A 14,932-nucleotide genomic window follows, 5' to 3' on the forward strand; every position below is an offset into this window, starting at 1 on the left:
TATAAGTATTACATTCAACGACTTTTCAAATATTTATTATGATATTAGTCATAGACATGAGTAGCTTAAAAACACTGACAATTATCCTAATTACGTCGATGAGCTTTGCAGCGAAGCAGCCGCAGACCAATAACGTCCCCGCTCCTGAAGAGGTCGTTCAAGACAGCTCACCAGGTGCATATTCGAAATTTAAGTACTTTCTTAGAGATCACCTTTCAAAAGAGAATATAAATCGTAAACTGATTGATGCTTTTAATAGTTTAAAGATCAGTCTAGACGTGGATATCTTCAAAATTAATATTGCCGACGGGCTATCCCTTAGAGGTAAGTACGAGTACGAAGTAGAAAAGTCATATATTCAAGGAAATTACACTCGTCGCGATCAGTTCAATTTTAGAATTCATCACGACACGAAGAATGCATTCTTTCCAGAATTACAGACTCCTTTCTTTCTAAAGGTTGATCGTAACAATGAAGTTGTTATCTCAAGACAATTTGAGAAGAAAACAGATGCGATGAAAGCACTCCCTTTTAATGTGGCAAAAATTCCAATTCGCTCAAAATATGTCGATGAACTAAATCCAGGAGATTTTATCTCTATACCGGCCTCAATGGCCCTGACGACGGGCTTTAGCTATAACAATGCAATCCCTCTTATGAATACAGGACTAACCGGCTTCTTCACTATGGCCGGAGACTTTTTAATCCAAGTTTATAAACTTGATGACCAAAAAGTTCGAGTTAAAATTATCGCACAAAAGAAGAAATCTTCAGGCTTAAGCTTTAAAAGTCGATTTGCTATCGAATTAGTTAGCTTTGAGATTTTAGGACAAGAAGTTGATTATGAATATAAACTCGACTGGTTTAAACTCGATGCTTCCCGTACAAAAGGTAATATCATTCTTGCTGACTATGTCTTCAATCTAAAAGATGATGAAGTTAGAAAAGTTTACGATAGACTATTTAATAATGTCTTTAAGTTTAAAGAGGCCAAACTCTTTGCTGAATCATTAAACTCAGACCTACTTGATAAGTATTATGTCGTTAACCTTGAAGATGTCGATCGTATTGCGAGAGCTGATGAAGGTCAAGAAACCCCAAGAGTAGAAAGAGTCTTTAAAGGACATAATAGATACAAATCGAAATCATCAGGTATTCAACTTAACCTTGATATTTTAAAGTTAAGTGCAAAAAGTCACTATGTTAACAACCGATTTAACTTTGAAAGACTTGATGGTTCTACAGTAGCTTTTTACTACCCTAACTACACTAAAACTAAGGAGTCAAAGATCTCAATCGAAATCTTTGATACCAAGGAAAAAGAGATCCTCTCATATTTTGGATTAACCTCTTCACATAGTGACGATAAATTTTTAAATGTTGGGATGAATTTCAATCGTATCGATAATGAATTTAGAAGACTAGAACAGAGAAGATACTTGAGAATTTTAAAAGGAATTCTTCCAAATCTTGTACGTGATGAAGTGATAGCACGTATCCCTAAAGAGAAGAGATACGTAAACTTTAATTCAAAAGTTACAATGATTCTAAAGAAAGATGCATTCTCTTATCTGAACAAGATTCCATTTGAAGAGTTTCGCTACCGTCTGGCAGAGCACCTAAGAGGAAAAAGAGTCATTCGCTCAACAAGTCACGATAAGGACTCTCGACTTCATCCGTTTGACGTCCCAGAAGATGAGTATCAAAGAAAAACAAAGAAGCTTGCAAAGTATTTCTACGACATCATCCATAGTGACATGCCTTACAATGAGAAGGTCGATAAGTTTACGTCAAAACTCAGAAGAATGAATAATGAACAATATATTATGCAACTTCTAGTGGAGCTTCTTCCTAAGGATGATATTGAGAAGTATCTCTACCTCGATGTCTATATTGTTGATGACTCTGAGACACTTGTAGACTTAAGAATTGGAACAAATAACTACCAAGAAATCTATAACCAGCTTGAATATCTAAACCGTTACATTAGAGGAACGGATGAAGACCTAAGAATTGATGATCGAGTTGATCGAATTGAAGATATTCAGGAACGAGATTAAAGAAATATATGATATGAAGATAATAAAAAAGCCCCGTAAAGGGGCTTTTTTTTATTTAACAAATTCTACGTGAGTATGTTTTTGTTGATTTTCTTTTTTAGCAAGACGAGCTTTTTTCTTGTTTTGTCTCTTCTTGAATGCTGCTTCTTTCTCTTCGTAAGCCTGTCTTCTAATCTCTTTTTCTTTTGCCTTTTTAGTTTCAGCAATTTCTTTAATCGATTTGAAATAAGTCTCTCTTCTAAACTTAGTGAAGGCCTTATCATCGGCAGCTGTACAACCTTGATGACCTTTCTTTTTTAAGTTTACAGACTTTTTACTTGAGATATACTCAACAGCATCTTTCGTCTTATTCCCTGCCATGTCAATTCCAATAGCATTTAATAAGTTCTTTCTATTAACAAGGCGGTATGAGCCTGGAGCAATCCCTTCAACAGTTAGTCCACCAATAGCAACACGCTTTAGCTTATCTACTGTTAGGCCAGCACCTTCACACATACGACGAATCTCACGGTTCTTACCTTCATTAATTCTAAACTCTAGCCATGTCTTTGTTTCTAGCTGCTTAATAACACGTACTGCTTGAGGCGTTGTCATTACACCATCAATATAGACACCTGCTCTTAATTTCTTAAGTAGGAATTCATTGATCGCACCAAAAACTTTTACCTCGTATACCTTAGTAATTTCAGAGCTTGGGTGAATAACTAGATTTGCGAAATCTCCATCATTCGTCATTAGTAGAAGACCTTCTGAAAGGTAATCAAGACGGCCAACTGGATAAATTCTCTCACTGATCTCTTTACAAAGATCAATAACAGTTTCTCTTCCCTCTGGATCATTAACTGTTGTCATTACTCCACGAGGTTTATTCATAATCATATAGATTTTTTCTACTGAACCAAGGTCGGCGGCCTTACCGTCAACTTCAACTGCATCAACAGATGGATCAACCTTAGTTCCTAGTTCACGAATAGCAATACCATTAACCTTTACACGTCCTTGAACGATTAGGTCTTCGGCCTTACGACGTGAAGTGATCCCACAATCTGCAATAAATTTTTGTAAGCGTACTAATTTAGACATTCGACTCTCCTATCTGCCATCACGGCGGTTAAAAGCTATAAAGAAAAAGCTTACGTCTAAATAGAACTAAACGTAAGCTTTTACAAGTATTTAAGTAATTATTTCTTATTCAATATGAGACTCAGAATCTCCTAAGTCCTTGTTATTTAGAAAATCAAGGTCAAGATCTAGGTCTTTCGCCCCATTAATTAAGTTTTGAGTCGTTTCATTGATGCTGTCATCAAGGTCAACATCCATCTCATCTTGAGGTAGTGCTGAATCACCACCAAATAGCTTAGCAAAAGCATCATCAAGGGCCTGCGCTAGGTGATCGGCCTCTTCATCTGATTTAGTTTCATCAATAATTGCGATTTCTTCAACTTCTTCTGCAGCAGCTTCAATATCCGCTTCATCATTTTCTTCATTGATTACAATTTCTTGAGCTTCAGTATTCTCAGAAGAAAGAATAGCGTCAGCAACTTCTTCAAGTGCTTCCTCTACCGTCAGGTCTTTAATAACTTCACCTGAGTCAAGGTCGATCATTTCAAAATCATCTTCCTCTTCTTCAGGGATATTAAATGGACCTTTTGTTAGATCAGCAATAACCTCTGGACAAGTAATAGCTGTAAAGACTTCCGACTCTGCAGACTCTTTATTTGCACCAGTAACGAGAGAGTTATCCAGGTGTTGTTCAAGGAGATCAAAAGCAGTTAAAACAGGTGCCGCTTCCTCGCCTTCAGCTACTTTAGCAGACTTGCGTCTTCTTTCTTGAACCTTAAGAGATTTAGTAAATGCTGTTTCTGAGTCAATTGACTTAATCGACATTGCGATATTATCAAGCTCTTCAATTTCATCTTGATCAAAACGTGATGCTAGATCAGCGTTTACAAGAGTTTTAATATCTTCGATTTTCCCAACACCTTGTGTAGCAATTTCAGCAAGCTCATGCTCTGGTGGTAGTTGGTCAATATTTGCTAAATTAAATACTTCTAAGAACTCCGGAGTTGTTCCATAGAGAACTGGGCGCCCAACGTCTTCCGAGCGGCCAACAACTTTAACAAGTCTCTTATCCATTAAACCGCGTACGATGTGAGAACTATCAACCCCACGGATTTTTTCAACATCGATTTTTGAAACTGGTTGTTTATAAGAAATGATTGCTAGTACCTCAAGAGCAGTTGGAGAAAGTACTAATTCATTAATCTTAAATAAGTCTTGAACATATTTAGAGAATGTTGCCTTAGTTCTAAATTGATAACCATTTGCAACTTCTTGTAGACGAATACCATGGTGCTTTAATTCATATTCATCTTGAAGACGAGTAATCGCCTCGTGAACAACACGTAGAGGAATATCTTCATCAATTAGTGATTTAATTTTCATTAGTGGTACCGGCTTATCACTCATGAAAACAATCGTCTCAATCGCTCCACAGATTGTTTCTTCATTAAGTCCAGTTCTAGCTTTCCAAAGTTTATCTTCTTGCATCTTCTCATCAGCAAAGTCAGATTCGAGCTTTAAATACTCTTCTGGAAACTCTAGGTCTTCATCAGTTGGCATAAGGGCCATTTCTAACTCTTCAACCATCTCTTCATCTGTTGATAGAAACTCTAGGTTTGCTTCAGTAACTGTTGTGTTCTCTTCCATTTGTGTGCTCTCTCTAAGTAGCGATTAGTGCGCTACTTGTTCCATATTTTCTAATTCTTGTGTATCGATCTTATCTTTTGATTCATTCTCGTCATCAAAACCATCGGCTTGAGTTACATCGAAATCATCAAGAGTCTTCACAACATCAACATAAACTTGCCCAAAGCTTTCATTTTGGAAAACTTGAACACGCTTAAGTCTTGCTAGTTCAAGAAGTGAGATAAAAGTAATAACAACGTTATCAATTGTATTCTTACCATCTGCAGACATCTTTGCAGTATCTTCACCAGTCGTTGTTGCCATACGACTATTACTATCATTTTCTAGTAATTCTTCTAAATTTGTTTTCTGTCCAACTTGTAGATATGTTTTTAAGAACTCTAATTTCTCTTTAATCGATAAACGGTCACGCTTAATAACTGTATACTTACGATTTTGACGGAAAATGAAGTCAATCATTGTATCCGTTAACTTCTCTAGCTCCATCGGTGTTAGAATCGAGTTAACAATTTCCTTACGATTTACCTTTGGTTTAACAAAAATATCTTTCCCCGTTTGAGGAAGTTCTAAAAGCTTTTGCCCCATCTTTTGGTAGAGAGCTAACTCTTCTAGACGACGAACAAGCTCTGCATGAGAAGTGATATTTAAAGAGCCTTCAGCACCAAGCTGATTTTGTAGCTTTGCCTGCTCTTCTTCTGTTACAGCATTCTTTGACTTTAGAAGAACTAATGTAGCTGCAAGGAATAGGTAGTCACCTGCAATATCAAAGTTAAGCTCTTTCATATTTGCAAGATAGTCTAAGTACTGCTTAGTAATTTTCGTAAGGTTTAATTCCTTAATCGACATTTGCTCTTTTTGAATAAGAAGCAAAAGCAGTGAAAGTGGACCATCAAATGTATCCGTTTTAACCTTAATCGTTGTGTCTAACATGTGTTAATTCCCTCAAATCCCTCAATTAACAAACTAAGAGAGAATACCTGCAAAAGTATTCATTAATACCATCCCTAAACTCATAACCGGTCTGATCATGTAGCCAAAGATTGGTGTAAACCAAAGAATTAGAATAAAAATAAAACTAAATCTTTGAAGTTCTTCATATTTTCGTGCTGAGTTGTAATCTAAATAAGCTGCAACCATCTTCGACCCATCAAGTGGAGGAAATGGAATTAAGTTAAAGACTGCCAGTAGGATATTAATAAATACCGAATACTGAAGCATATCCATAAATTGTGTCTTTAATGAGAACGTCGATGGAACATAAGCATAGACCATTCCAAAGAATAGCGCTGATAAAACCATAAGAATCAAGTTCGCACCTGGCCCTGCAAAGCTAACCCAAAAGATACCTGACTTCATATTTTTAAAACGGCGAACATCAACAGGTACAGGCTTGGCCCAACCAAAAGGAACACCACCTAGCATAATACCAACCATAGGAAAAATAACTGTTCCCACAAGATCAACGTGTGGAATTGGATTAAGAGTTAGTCGACCTATTCTCTCGGCCGTATCATCACCATATCTTTTGGCCATCCAAGCGTGACCAAACTCATGAAATGAGATCGCTAAAAGAAAGCCCGGGAGGGCCAAAGTTAATGTATTGATAATTCGCATTATATCCATCGCAATAATCTACCAAAAACCACGGGAATCGACAAAAGTTTGCGATACAAAATGAACGGAATGTAAGACAAATTAAAGAAATTAACCTCCAAATTTGCCCAAGGCATTGAAATTAAATTTTTTTGCTATAATAAACCTATGAATACGCGTCATAAAAAGGTTCAAGTTGTCACCATGCACAATGGTTTAAAAGCAATTCTTCTATTGGAAATGAAGGAGGATCGTGGTTTTGGCTGGCAGAATGTAACAGGATCTGTTGACCCTGGAGAAGATATTTTTGATGCGGCCAAGCGTGAACTACTTGAAGAAACTTCAATAAGTGAAGCCGAGATTTTAGAAATTGATCAAAAATTTGAATTTCATGACCGTTGGAATAAGGATGTGACTGAGTATTGTTTCCTTGCAAGAACTGATCAAAAAGAAATTACTATTTCACCTCAAGAACACCAAGGGTATAAATGGGTGCCACTTGATCAAGTAACAAAGAAAGACTTCAAATACGAAAGTAATTTCATTGCGTTTCAAAAGGCACTTGAATGTCTAGACTAATTATTCTTACTATCATTGGCCTTTTATCTCAGAAACTTTGTTTTGCTCAAGCCTCTTCAGATAAGCTGTTTGAGGATCTAAGAAGAATTAGTAAGAAAGAAGAAAAAGTTAAAACAAAGGCGAAGCCACGTTTTAAGTATATAAAAAATAATCTCAGGGCCAAAACTTTTCGAAGTGTCATTCTAGCAAACTCTCTAGTCGAATCACTGGATGGAAAGAGCTATTACCGTATTCAAAAAAATACGATTATTCGTACGAAAGAAGTATCACCAGGCTCACGTTATTTCTTCATCCTCCCAAATGACGGTAGCGAAGAAAATGTGAAGTACGTTACATTAAGTACAAACCTTGATCACCTTGAAACGATTTTAACTTTTAATAATGAGAAGTTCACACCTTTTGATCAAACTAAATTCAAGGCCATTGAATACGACAAAAAACAAATCCATACCTACACTCAAATCAGAGCAGGACTAGGAAACTCTACTCCAAATTTCTTTTTAGATAATATTTCATTATCAAGTACAACTATTGCAGCAGAAGCAGGAGTCGAAACTTTCGAAAATATTCCAGTATTTCTTAGTGCTGAATACCTGGCCCAAAATAGTGGCCAAGAAGTTCAGTTCACTTCCTTTTCTGTTGGTCTAAGAATCGAGTATCGCTATCACATTAACGAGAACTCGTTTATTGCGGCCGGCTTAAGTGCGCAAAGATCTCTTTATACATCAGCTACGATAAATGATTTAAAAGTTGGCCATACAATTGATTCTTTTGGACTCAATGTTAATTACAACTACGCCAAATACTTCATTGGCCTAGATCTAAAAAAACAAAATTATGCATTTGATTCAAATGTAGTTTTTCCAGCAGCGAATCTTACCAATGACAATTCAGCAACTGCCATTAGTATCAATATTGGAAAAGAGTTTGAGGTTTCAATATGATCAGAAAGCTATTACTTATAATGCTTTTAACAACATCTATTCTTGCCACTGATGGAATTATTCGTGTTCATGAAGCCCCAGTTATAAGTAAGCCAAATGAAGATGGCATCATACTCATGAGGTTAAGAAAAGGGACAAAGGTCTACCTACATCCGAACTACTTAAATGAAGAATCCTACTACGTTACTCTTACAAGAGATGGTAGAAAAGCCTACATTCGAAAAGATTTTATTAAGCTTATTTTAAATAATGAGTCAGAAGATTTAGGTCATACAATTTATGTAAAAAATGATCCTACTGATTATGTTATCGCAGAGCCACTTCCAGATGAATACCCCCTAAAAGGACGTCCACTAAACCGTGCTCAATTTGATCTTATCTTCAAAAAAGGTGTATCTTCTCGCTACGCTTACAACTCAGAAGTTCAACAAGAGAGTACCGGATTTGAAGGAAGCCTCAACGTTAAGTATTTAAGTCCTGCGACTTTTGATGATGGAAATCGTCTCTACTACGGTTTTTTTGGTGGCATCACAACCGGACAAGCGGAATATCGACTGAGTGGAGATATTTTTACGACAGAAAGTAATATTCACTATACTTTTGGGCCTGTCGTTTCTTACACATTTCACAAGAGACAATATTTTGAAATTGAATCAATGCTACAAGTTGGGCTCAATTACCAAAGACGTTTTGTGAATCAAGACGATCAAACTAATAGCTTAGCAGAGGAGAAACTTTTTAGTGGACTCTTCTTTAATGTAAGACTTTCAATCAACCTATCCCATAAGAAGGTTTTTGACTCCCCTTCTTTCTATCTTTACCATGGGCCAGTAATTGACATTCGTCTTCCATCAACACTTGAGTCTGATGGTCAATTTGTGAATTCTCAATTATGGCCAGACAATCAGATCTCAACAAATTTTGAAGGAACGTTTGGTTACAACGTCGGATTCACCTATCGTTACTAGTACCTTGAGCCTATCGGCAAAGATTTCCGTTCATTAATAATGCTCATAATTTTTTAAAAGAAAAAATTAAAGGGACGATAAAGTTAGTGTCATTGTTTTAGCAAGGACTGCAAAACTATTTCAGGAGGAAGATTTATGACAATTCAACACAAAGGTACAGAAGTTCTTTTTCAAAAACTAGGTAACAACTGGTTTATCTTTGCAGAAATCAACAACGAAGTAATTTATTCAACGATGCCTGAAGGCATGGACCCATATTCAACAAAATTAGAATTATACGAAGTCATTGAAGAACATATGAAAAGAGTTTCTACAATGAAAAAAAGTGCAGCAGAAGCGGTTGCTTAGGAATTCTCATGGGTGTAAAAAAATATACACACTTATATAAGGGTGCTGATTCACGTGAAAACGCAGCACCTACTACCTCTCAGACGAAAACACAGCAAAAACAAGAGGTAGAACAACTTCAAAAGCTCATTCAAAGGCGCCTTGAAAACCCTCAGGAAGCTAAGAAAGCAGCACGAATTATCGAACAAATGCTTAAGGGCTAATTGCGATTAAAGTTGGCAACAGCTTCAATAAGGCCCTTAAGCTCGCACTGCTTTAAAACTTGGACTACTTCAGTATTCACATTATAGATCTTACAACTCTCAGCTTCATCCAAAACAAGATTCTGTCCCACAAAACTCTTTGTAAAATTATTATATGACTGACTCTCCATCTTCTTCATTCCTGATATGAGAGCGCGATAAAGCCGTTTATTTGTTTTTCGTACATAGAGATAAACTGGATAGCGATAATAAATAAAGTTCTTCGTATCGATTAGAAGGTTCTCTTTTTGATTGATAATTTCAATGAAGGCTTCAGAAACTCCTCTAAGTGTATAATCAGCACGACTGTCAGTTAGTGCCCCATAGATTTCATCAAACGTATCAACTGCAATTAATTTGAATTTATACTTTTCTAGTATTTTATAATCACGCCAATTCTTATTGAATGACACCCGCTTTTTCTTATATTCTTCCGGAGACTTTATCGCTTCAAATTTTAAACGATCCTTATACTCGTAAACTGGTAAGCGAAGGCCCATTAGGCCAGATAAAATAGGGGCTTCAATTTTTTTGAAGCCTGATAAGTCCCAGTTTTCAGATGGAGAATAGATGATGTCCCCATTTTTATAAGCACCTGAGTCAACACACTCTTTTTCATTGCCACAATCAAGTGCCGTCACTTTAAAATCACCAAAATCATTTCGTGAAAGAGTTAGAATCTCTTCTAAGAAATAGCGAAAGTATTGGTGGCGGTAATGACCTTGGAGAATCTTAACTTCATGCTCTTTATAGACGGGAGTTGGAACAACAGAAGCTGGCCCTCTCCTCATCGCATCAAATGCATGAGTCGCTTGTGAGAAAAGAAATATAAGAAATAGGTGTAAAATAAACTTCATACTACAGTTTCTAAAGCTTTTGAGTAAATTAATACTTAATTATCCCTAATATTTGTTTACGATGACTCGGACAAAAGCCTGTATAAAGGTTTTAAAGCCTTGCCTGAGCGCCTTCAATTTGATAACTAGGTGCAATAATCATTTAGGAGTATAAGTTGCCAGTAAAATCAGATGCTCAAGAAGCGACAAACGATCCATTTGCGTACGACCAAGACCAGGACAAGTCATTTGCTAAGGACTTCCAGTACAAGCACCGCAACCCTTACCACGACAAGTTAGAAGAATTTAGTGAATTTGTTCTAAGAGACGAAGAAGCTGAAGTTCACTGTGGTAAGTGGAATCAAGAGGTGTTCTCGCAAGATGGTGAACTGTGTCTTGAGATCGGAACTGGTTATGGCCACTTTATGCTACAATATTGTGATGCTTATCGAGATCAGAACTTTGTCGGACTGGATTATCGCTTCAAGAGAAGTTATGCGTTAGCAAAGAAGCTAAAATCACTCCCTTACCGCAATTTTAAATACTTAAGAGCTAAAGGTGAAAGAATTGAGCACCTTTTTGCTGAAAATGAGCTAGATAAAGTCTTTTATTTCTTTCCTGATCCATGGCCAAAGGCCCGTCATCACAAGAAGAGACTTTTTCAACTTCCTTTCCTAGAAAGGGCATATAAAGTAATCAAACCAGGTGGATACTTCTTTGTTAAGACAGACCATGATGGTTATGCAGAGTGGATGAAAGAAGTTATCGAGAAGCAAGACCTCTTTGAGCTTGAACTTGAGACAAAAGATCTATGGAACGATGCTCCAGATCACCTACTTTGCCAATTTAAAACAAAGTTTGAGAAAATATTTATCGAGCAAGGTGTAAATATTAAAGCTTTTGTTCTAAAATCCAAAAAAGCAAAATAAAAAGCTAGGTTAGTCACACACATGTCATTACAAAGACTGCGCGAAAAGATCGTCAATGAAATCCCGATTTCTGATTTAATCGAGCGCTATGGTGTGCACTTAGTTCGCAAAGGTAATAACCTTTACGGAGTCTGCCCTTTCCACGATGACACAAACCCTTCCATGTCTGTTGTTAATGACAAGAAAATCTATAAGTGTTTTTCTTGTGGTGCAGGTCACAGTCACTTTGACTTCGTTATGAACCTCCAAAGTATGGAGTTCATCGAGGCCATGAAGGATATCTGTGATAAATTTGGCATTGATTTCGACTCGTATACGAATACAAAAGAAAAATCGAAAGAGTTCATTTATGCTGAAAAGATTCTTAAGGTCGCTTCAACTATTTACTTCCAATCGGGACGTAATCTAAAGCCAGAGCAATACCTAGACTTTTTAAAGAATCGTCATTTGAGCAATGAAATCGCCGACCTCTATCAGCTCGGATTTGCGCCAAAGAAGAATAGTATCTATGACTATATCTGTTCACTTCCAGCTAAGGACCGTGGAGAGATTCTTCAAACAGCCTTGAAAATTGGAATCGTTAAGTATAACGCCGATAATAAGTCCCATTATGATACTTTCCGTGAGCGCATAATGTTTCCGATTTGGGACCACTACGGTAAAGTTATTGGCTTCACTAGCCGACGAATTCATGAATATCAACACGCTAAGTACATGAATTCTATAGAGTCGTTCATTTTTAATAAGAGAAACCTACTCTATGGCCTCCATCTTGCAAAATCATTCATTAGAAAGCGCGATAGCGTGATTATAGTTGAAGGAAATATGGACCAAATTGCAAACTACAAGAAGGGTTTTGAAAATAGTGTCGCAATCATGGGGACGGCCCTTGGTGACAACTCTCTTCGTACGCTTAAGTCCATGACAAAGAATATTTATCTCTCCCTCGATAATGATGAAGCTGGCTTTAAGGCTTCTCAGAGGGCAAACCGCCAATTCCTAGAATCAGGCATCATACCTAAGTTTGTCGACCTAAATCCCCATAAAGATCCAGACGACTTCCTAGAGAAGGAAGGTATCATTGCTTATCAAGATAGAATTGATAATGCGCTTCCGTTCATTGATTATGAATTTTCAAAAATACTACCAGATCGCAAGATTGAGATTCTCGACGAGAAACTGGCACTGCTAAGACAGGCCTTTGATCTTGTCTCACCTCTTGGAAAAGATCTTAATGCCATTGAAAGACTCGTTGGGTGGGCAAAGCAGCTAAACCTTGAATCGAGTAAAGAAAGCATCATTGAGAATTATGAAAATTTCTTAAAAGACGAGAAATCTCAGACCTTTAAGCCGGCCGTTGTCGAAGAGACGCCTCCAATGGAAATGCATGCTCCAGAGTTTGACGAGGACTACATGGCAAGCTTTGTTGAAAGTGTTGCAAACGAGATGCCAATAATCGATGAAGTAGAGGCTCCAATCTCACGTACAGAGAAGACCTTACTACTTGCTATCGTTGAACATCCGGATTGTCTTGAGTATGATGAAATGACCGATCTGCTTGATTTTATGCACTCAGATAGGGTAAAAGAGTATGTTTTAAATCTGAAAAATTTAATCTTTGAAATAGATGAGAGGGAATTTAAAAATTTTGCGCTTTCGAGTTCTTCCAAGTACGGCCTACATGAAATTATAGATGATGGCATAAGAAATAAATACAAAGGAATCAAACTAGAAAAAGAGAGAGCGGTTAAAATTATTAAGGACCTCAAAGCAAAACTTGAAAGAGTTAGTCTAGAAGAAGAAAGTGATCGCTTAGTCATAGAGAAAGGAAATGTTACCACTCAAACTGAGCTTACTGAGTTGAATACAAAGATTATTGAAATTCGTAAAAAGCTTCATGCTTTAAAAAAGTAAAAGACTGGAGAAACCAAACATGTCAAGTGCTGCACAATTTTTAAAATCGAAGGGTTTCGAAAAACTTATCGCACGCGGTAAGGATCAAGACTCCCTGACTCCAGAAGAAATTAACGATGCTATCCCAGCAAGCTTAATTGCTCCTGAAGAACTTGACCTCATTATGCTAGCTATCAGTGAATCAGAAATTGAAGTTACTGAAGCCGAAGTTGAAGAGGAAGATGAAGGAATCAAACTTGACGGTACTGAAATTATTGAAGAGACGCTTTCAAAAGAAGAGAGAGCTGAACTTAGAAGTGCCTCAACTGATCCTGTAAAATTATATTTAAAGAGAATGGGTTCTGTTGCCCTTCTAACGAGAGAAGGCGAAGTTGTTATCGCAAAAGAGATTGAAGAAGGTGAAAGAGAAATTATTCTTTCTTCATTAAAGTCATCTCACGCGATTGCAGAAATTATCACGTTAAAAGATAGAATCAATGAACTAGAAAACCCAACAGAGTTTGTAAGAGAACTTGTACGTGGTCTAGATGATGAGTCGACTCAAAAAGACGTTGATAAAGTTAAGAAGACAATCATTAAGGTTTGTGATGAGCTTAAAGAAATTTATGACTCTGCACTTAACGAAGATGATGGGACTCTTGATAAGTTTTCTAAAACTGAAAAAACTAAAATGGATGCTATTGCAACTGAACTTGCAGACCTTACTTTCAATAGAAAGATCATCAATAGCTTCGTTGAGCCAGTTAAGAAATACTACCTTCAATTTAAAGATCTTTACGAACAACAAGATCGTATCTTTAAGTTCCTAGAAGTTGAAACAATTGAAGCTTACCGTGACCTACATGAGAAGATCATGGAAGACGATGCATTTAAGCGTGCATTCGCAAAAGAGCTTTACACAACTGATGCAAAGGTAGAGCAACTAGTTCGTAACCAAGAAGATATTCTTAGAAAACTAAGAAGACTATCTCAAGAAGCTGGAATGAGCTTTGATGATATCGAAACAGTTTATAAGATTATCACTAACGGTGAAGAAAGAGCCGACCGCGCGAAAGCTCAACTAGTTGAAGCTAACTTAAGACTTGTTGTTTCGATTGCTAAGAAATACACAAACCGTGGTCTACAATTCCTAGATCTTATCCAGGAAGGTAACATCGGTCTTATGAAAGCTGTTGATAAATTTGAGTATCGTCGTGGTTACAAATTCTCAACTTATGCAACTTGGTGGATTCGTCAGGCCATTACTCGTGCCATTGCTGACCAAGCAAGAACAATCCGTATTCCAGTTCACATGATTGAGACAATCAACAAAATGGTAAGAACTCAAAGACAACTTATCCAAGAACTTGGGCGTGAACCTACTCCAGAAGAAATTGCTGAGAAAATGGAAATGCCAGTAGATAAAGTTAAGAAAGTTCAAAAGATCTCAAAGGAGCCGATCTCTCTTGAAACACCAATTGGTGAAGAAGAAGATTCATCTCTTGGAGACTTCATTGAAGACAAGAAGATTATTTCACCTGCAGATGCTGTAATGAGCATTACATTATCTGAGCAAACTCGTTCAGTACTTTCAACTCTTACACCAAGAGAAGAAAAGGTTCTAAGAATGAGATTTGGTATTGGTGAAAAGTCTGACCACACTCTAGAAGAGGTTGGACAGGACTTTTTTGTAACTCGTGAACGTATTAGACAGATTGAAGCCAAAGCGCTTCGCAAGCTAAGACACCCATCTCGAGCGAAACTTCTTAAGTCATATATCGAAAATAACTAAGTAAAAAAGGCCTCTATTTGAGGCCTTTCTTCTTAACAG

The 14,932-nt window shown here is 36.9% G+C and carries 14 protein-coding genes and 1 pseudogene; 10 read left to right on the plus strand and 5 right to left on the minus strand.

Going from position 1 to position 14,932, the window contains the following annotated elements; translation table 11 throughout:
* The first annotated feature begins 56 nt into the window (after window positions 1–56).
* Window positions 57–2,060 carry a hypothetical protein gene (locus tag ACRXC1_RS14210; protein ID WP_433659751.1) on the plus strand — a complete coding sequence of 668 codons (2,004 nt, stop codon included), beginning with the start codon at window positions 57–59 and terminating at the stop codon, window positions 2,058–2,060.
* A 51-nt stretch (window positions 2,061–2,111) separates the two neighbouring features.
* Here ACRXC1_RS14210 and ACRXC1_RS14215 read toward each other — a convergent pair whose 3' ends face one another.
* From ACRXC1_RS14215 to ACRXC1_RS14230, 4 genes are all read right to left on the minus strand, one after another.
* Complete coding sequence (locus ACRXC1_RS14215; protein WP_433659753.1) at window positions 2,112–3,143, minus strand: pseudouridine synthase; 1,032 nt, start codon at window positions 3,141–3,143, stop codon at window positions 2,112–2,114.
* Window positions 3,144–3,248: 105 nt separating this feature from the next.
* Window positions 3,249–4,769 carry an SMC-Scp complex subunit ScpB gene (scpB, locus tag ACRXC1_RS14220; protein ID WP_433659755.1) on the minus strand — a complete coding sequence of 507 codons (1,521 nt, stop codon included), beginning with the start codon at window positions 4,767–4,769 and terminating at the stop codon, window positions 3,249–3,251.
* 24 nt (window positions 4,770–4,793) lie between these two features.
* Window positions 4,794–5,699, minus strand: a complete 906-nt coding sequence (locus ACRXC1_RS14225; protein WP_392910574.1) for a segregation and condensation protein A — start codon at window positions 5,697–5,699, stop codon at window positions 4,794–4,796.
* A 33-nt stretch (window positions 5,700–5,732) separates the two neighbouring features.
* Entirely contained in the window at window positions 5,733–6,392 is a 660-nt protein-coding gene (locus ACRXC1_RS14230) for a site-2 protease family protein (protein WP_433659757.1), read from the minus strand.
* Between the two features lie 138 nt (window positions 6,393–6,530).
* On the opposite strand from ACRXC1_RS14230, the gene ACRXC1_RS14235 reads away from it, so the two are divergent.
* The 5 genes from ACRXC1_RS14235 to ACRXC1_RS14255 all read left to right on the plus strand — a co-directional run bounded on the left by ACRXC1_RS14235 (window position 6,531) and on the right by ACRXC1_RS14255 (window position 9,404).
* The gene (locus ACRXC1_RS14235; RefSeq protein WP_433659759.1) at window positions 6,531–6,941 is read left to right on the plus strand and encodes an NUDIX domain-containing protein; all 411 of its coding nucleotides are present in this window, start codon (window positions 6,531–6,533) and stop codon (window positions 6,939–6,941) included.
* A complete protein-coding gene (locus ACRXC1_RS14240; RefSeq protein WP_433659761.1) occupies window positions 6,929–7,885 on the plus strand; it encodes a hypothetical protein in 957 nt (318 codons plus the stop codon). The genes ACRXC1_RS14235 and ACRXC1_RS14240 overlap by 13 nt, the downstream gene beginning before the upstream one ends.
* Window positions 7,882–8,853 (plus strand): hypothetical protein, encoded by a 972-nt coding sequence (locus tag ACRXC1_RS14245; protein WP_433659763.1) that lies wholly within the window; start codon window positions 7,882–7,884, stop codon window positions 8,851–8,853. Before ACRXC1_RS14240 ends, ACRXC1_RS14245 begins: the two co-directional genes overlap by 4 nt.
* Before the next feature lie 135 nt (window positions 8,854–8,988).
* A complete protein-coding gene (locus tag ACRXC1_RS14250; RefSeq protein ID WP_433659765.1) occupies window positions 8,989–9,201 on the plus strand; it encodes a hypothetical protein in 213 nt (70 codons plus the stop codon).
* An 8-nt stretch (window positions 9,202–9,209) separates the two neighbouring features.
* A complete protein-coding gene (locus tag ACRXC1_RS14255; RefSeq protein ID WP_433659767.1) occupies window positions 9,210–9,404 on the plus strand; it encodes a hypothetical protein in 195 nt (64 codons plus the stop codon).
* Here the strand turns inward: ACRXC1_RS14255 and ACRXC1_RS14260 are convergent.
* The gene (locus ACRXC1_RS14260) at window positions 9,401–10,300 is read right to left on the minus strand and encodes a hypothetical protein (RefSeq protein ID WP_433659769.1); all 900 of its coding nucleotides are present in this window, start codon (window positions 10,298–10,300) and stop codon (window positions 9,401–9,403) included. The genes ACRXC1_RS14255 and ACRXC1_RS14260 overlap by 4 nt on opposite strands.
* Before the next feature lie 155 nt (window positions 10,301–10,455).
* Between ACRXC1_RS14260 and trmB the strand changes: the two genes are divergently transcribed.
* The 4 genes and pseudogenes from trmB (at window position 10,456) to rpoD (ending at window position 14,893) form a co-directional block, all read left to right on the plus strand.
* Window positions 10,456–11,208, plus strand: coding sequence for a tRNA (guanosine(46)-N7)-methyltransferase TrmB (trmB, locus tag ACRXC1_RS14265; RefSeq protein ID WP_392910589.1), 753 nt, complete (start codon window positions 10,456–10,458; stop codon window positions 11,206–11,208).
* A 21-nt stretch (window positions 11,209–11,229) separates the two neighbouring features.
* Window positions 11,230–13,122 (plus strand): DNA primase, encoded by a 1,893-nt coding sequence (gene dnaG / locus ACRXC1_RS14270; RefSeq protein ID WP_433659771.1) that lies wholly within the window; start codon window positions 11,230–11,232, stop codon window positions 13,120–13,122.
* Window positions 13,123–13,141: 19 nt separating this feature from the next.
* Window positions 13,142–13,483: pseudogene (locus ACRXC1_RS14275) on the plus strand (RNA polymerase sigma factor region1.1 domain-containing protein); the annotation flags it as partial.
* Complete coding sequence (rpoD, locus tag ACRXC1_RS14280) at window positions 13,457–14,893, plus strand: RNA polymerase sigma factor RpoD (RefSeq protein WP_232215063.1); 1,437 nt, start codon at window positions 13,457–13,459, stop codon at window positions 14,891–14,893. The pseudogene ACRXC1_RS14275 and the gene rpoD, both read left to right, overlap by 27 nt.
* Window positions 14,894–14,932 lie beyond the last annotated feature (39 nt).

It is taken from the genome of Halobacteriovorax sp. GFR8, from assembly GCF_050955245.1.
Classification (GTDB): domain Bacteria; phylum Bdellovibrionota; class Bacteriovoracia; order Bacteriovoracales; family Bacteriovoracaceae; genus Halobacteriovorax_A.

What these genes read in the sequence shown, in the direction of transcription:
- dnaG (WP_433659771.1), top strand. Translation starts at nt 11,230, where the DNA reads ATGTCATTACAAAGACTGCGCGAAAAGATCGTCAATGAAATCCCGATT.
- ACRXC1_RS14245 (WP_433659763.1), top strand. Translation starts at nt 7,882, where the DNA reads ATGATCAGAAAGCTATTACTTATAATGCTTTTAACAACATCTATTCTT.
- scpB (WP_433659755.1), bottom strand. Translation starts at nt 4,769, where the DNA reads ATGGAAGAGAACACAACAGTTACTGAAGCAAACCTAGAGTTTCTATCA.
- ACRXC1_RS14240 (WP_433659761.1), top strand. Translation starts at nt 6,929, where the DNA reads ATGTCTAGACTAATTATTCTTACTATCATTGGCCTTTTATCTCAGAAA.
- ACRXC1_RS14210 (WP_433659751.1), top strand. Translation starts at nt 57, where the DNA reads ATGAGTAGCTTAAAAACACTGACAATTATCCTAATTACGTCGATGAGC.
- ACRXC1_RS14260 (WP_433659769.1), bottom strand. Translation starts at nt 10,300, where the DNA reads ATGAAGTTTATTTTACACCTATTTCTTATATTTCTTTTCTCACAAGCG.
- ACRXC1_RS14250 (WP_433659765.1), top strand. Translation starts at nt 8,989, where the DNA reads ATGACAATTCAACACAAAGGTACAGAAGTTCTTTTTCAAAAACTAGGT.
- ACRXC1_RS14230 (WP_433659757.1), bottom strand. Translation starts at nt 6,392, where the DNA reads ATGGATATAATGCGAATTATCAATACATTAACTTTGGCCCTCCCGGGC.
- rpoD (WP_232215063.1), top strand. Translation starts at nt 13,457, where the DNA reads ATGGGTTCTGTTGCCCTTCTAACGAGAGAAGGCGAAGTTGTTATCGCA.
- ACRXC1_RS14255 (WP_433659767.1), top strand. Translation starts at nt 9,210, where the DNA reads ATGGGTGTAAAAAAATATACACACTTATATAAGGGTGCTGATTCACGT.
- ACRXC1_RS14215 (WP_433659753.1), bottom strand. Translation starts at nt 3,143, where the DNA reads ATGTCTAAATTAGTACGCTTACAAAAATTTATTGCAGATTGTGGGATC.
- ACRXC1_RS14235 (WP_433659759.1), top strand. Translation starts at nt 6,531, where the DNA reads ATGAATACGCGTCATAAAAAGGTTCAAGTTGTCACCATGCACAATGGT.
- ACRXC1_RS14225 (WP_392910574.1), bottom strand. Translation starts at nt 5,699, where the DNA reads ATGTTAGACACAACGATTAAGGTTAAAACGGATACATTTGATGGTCCA.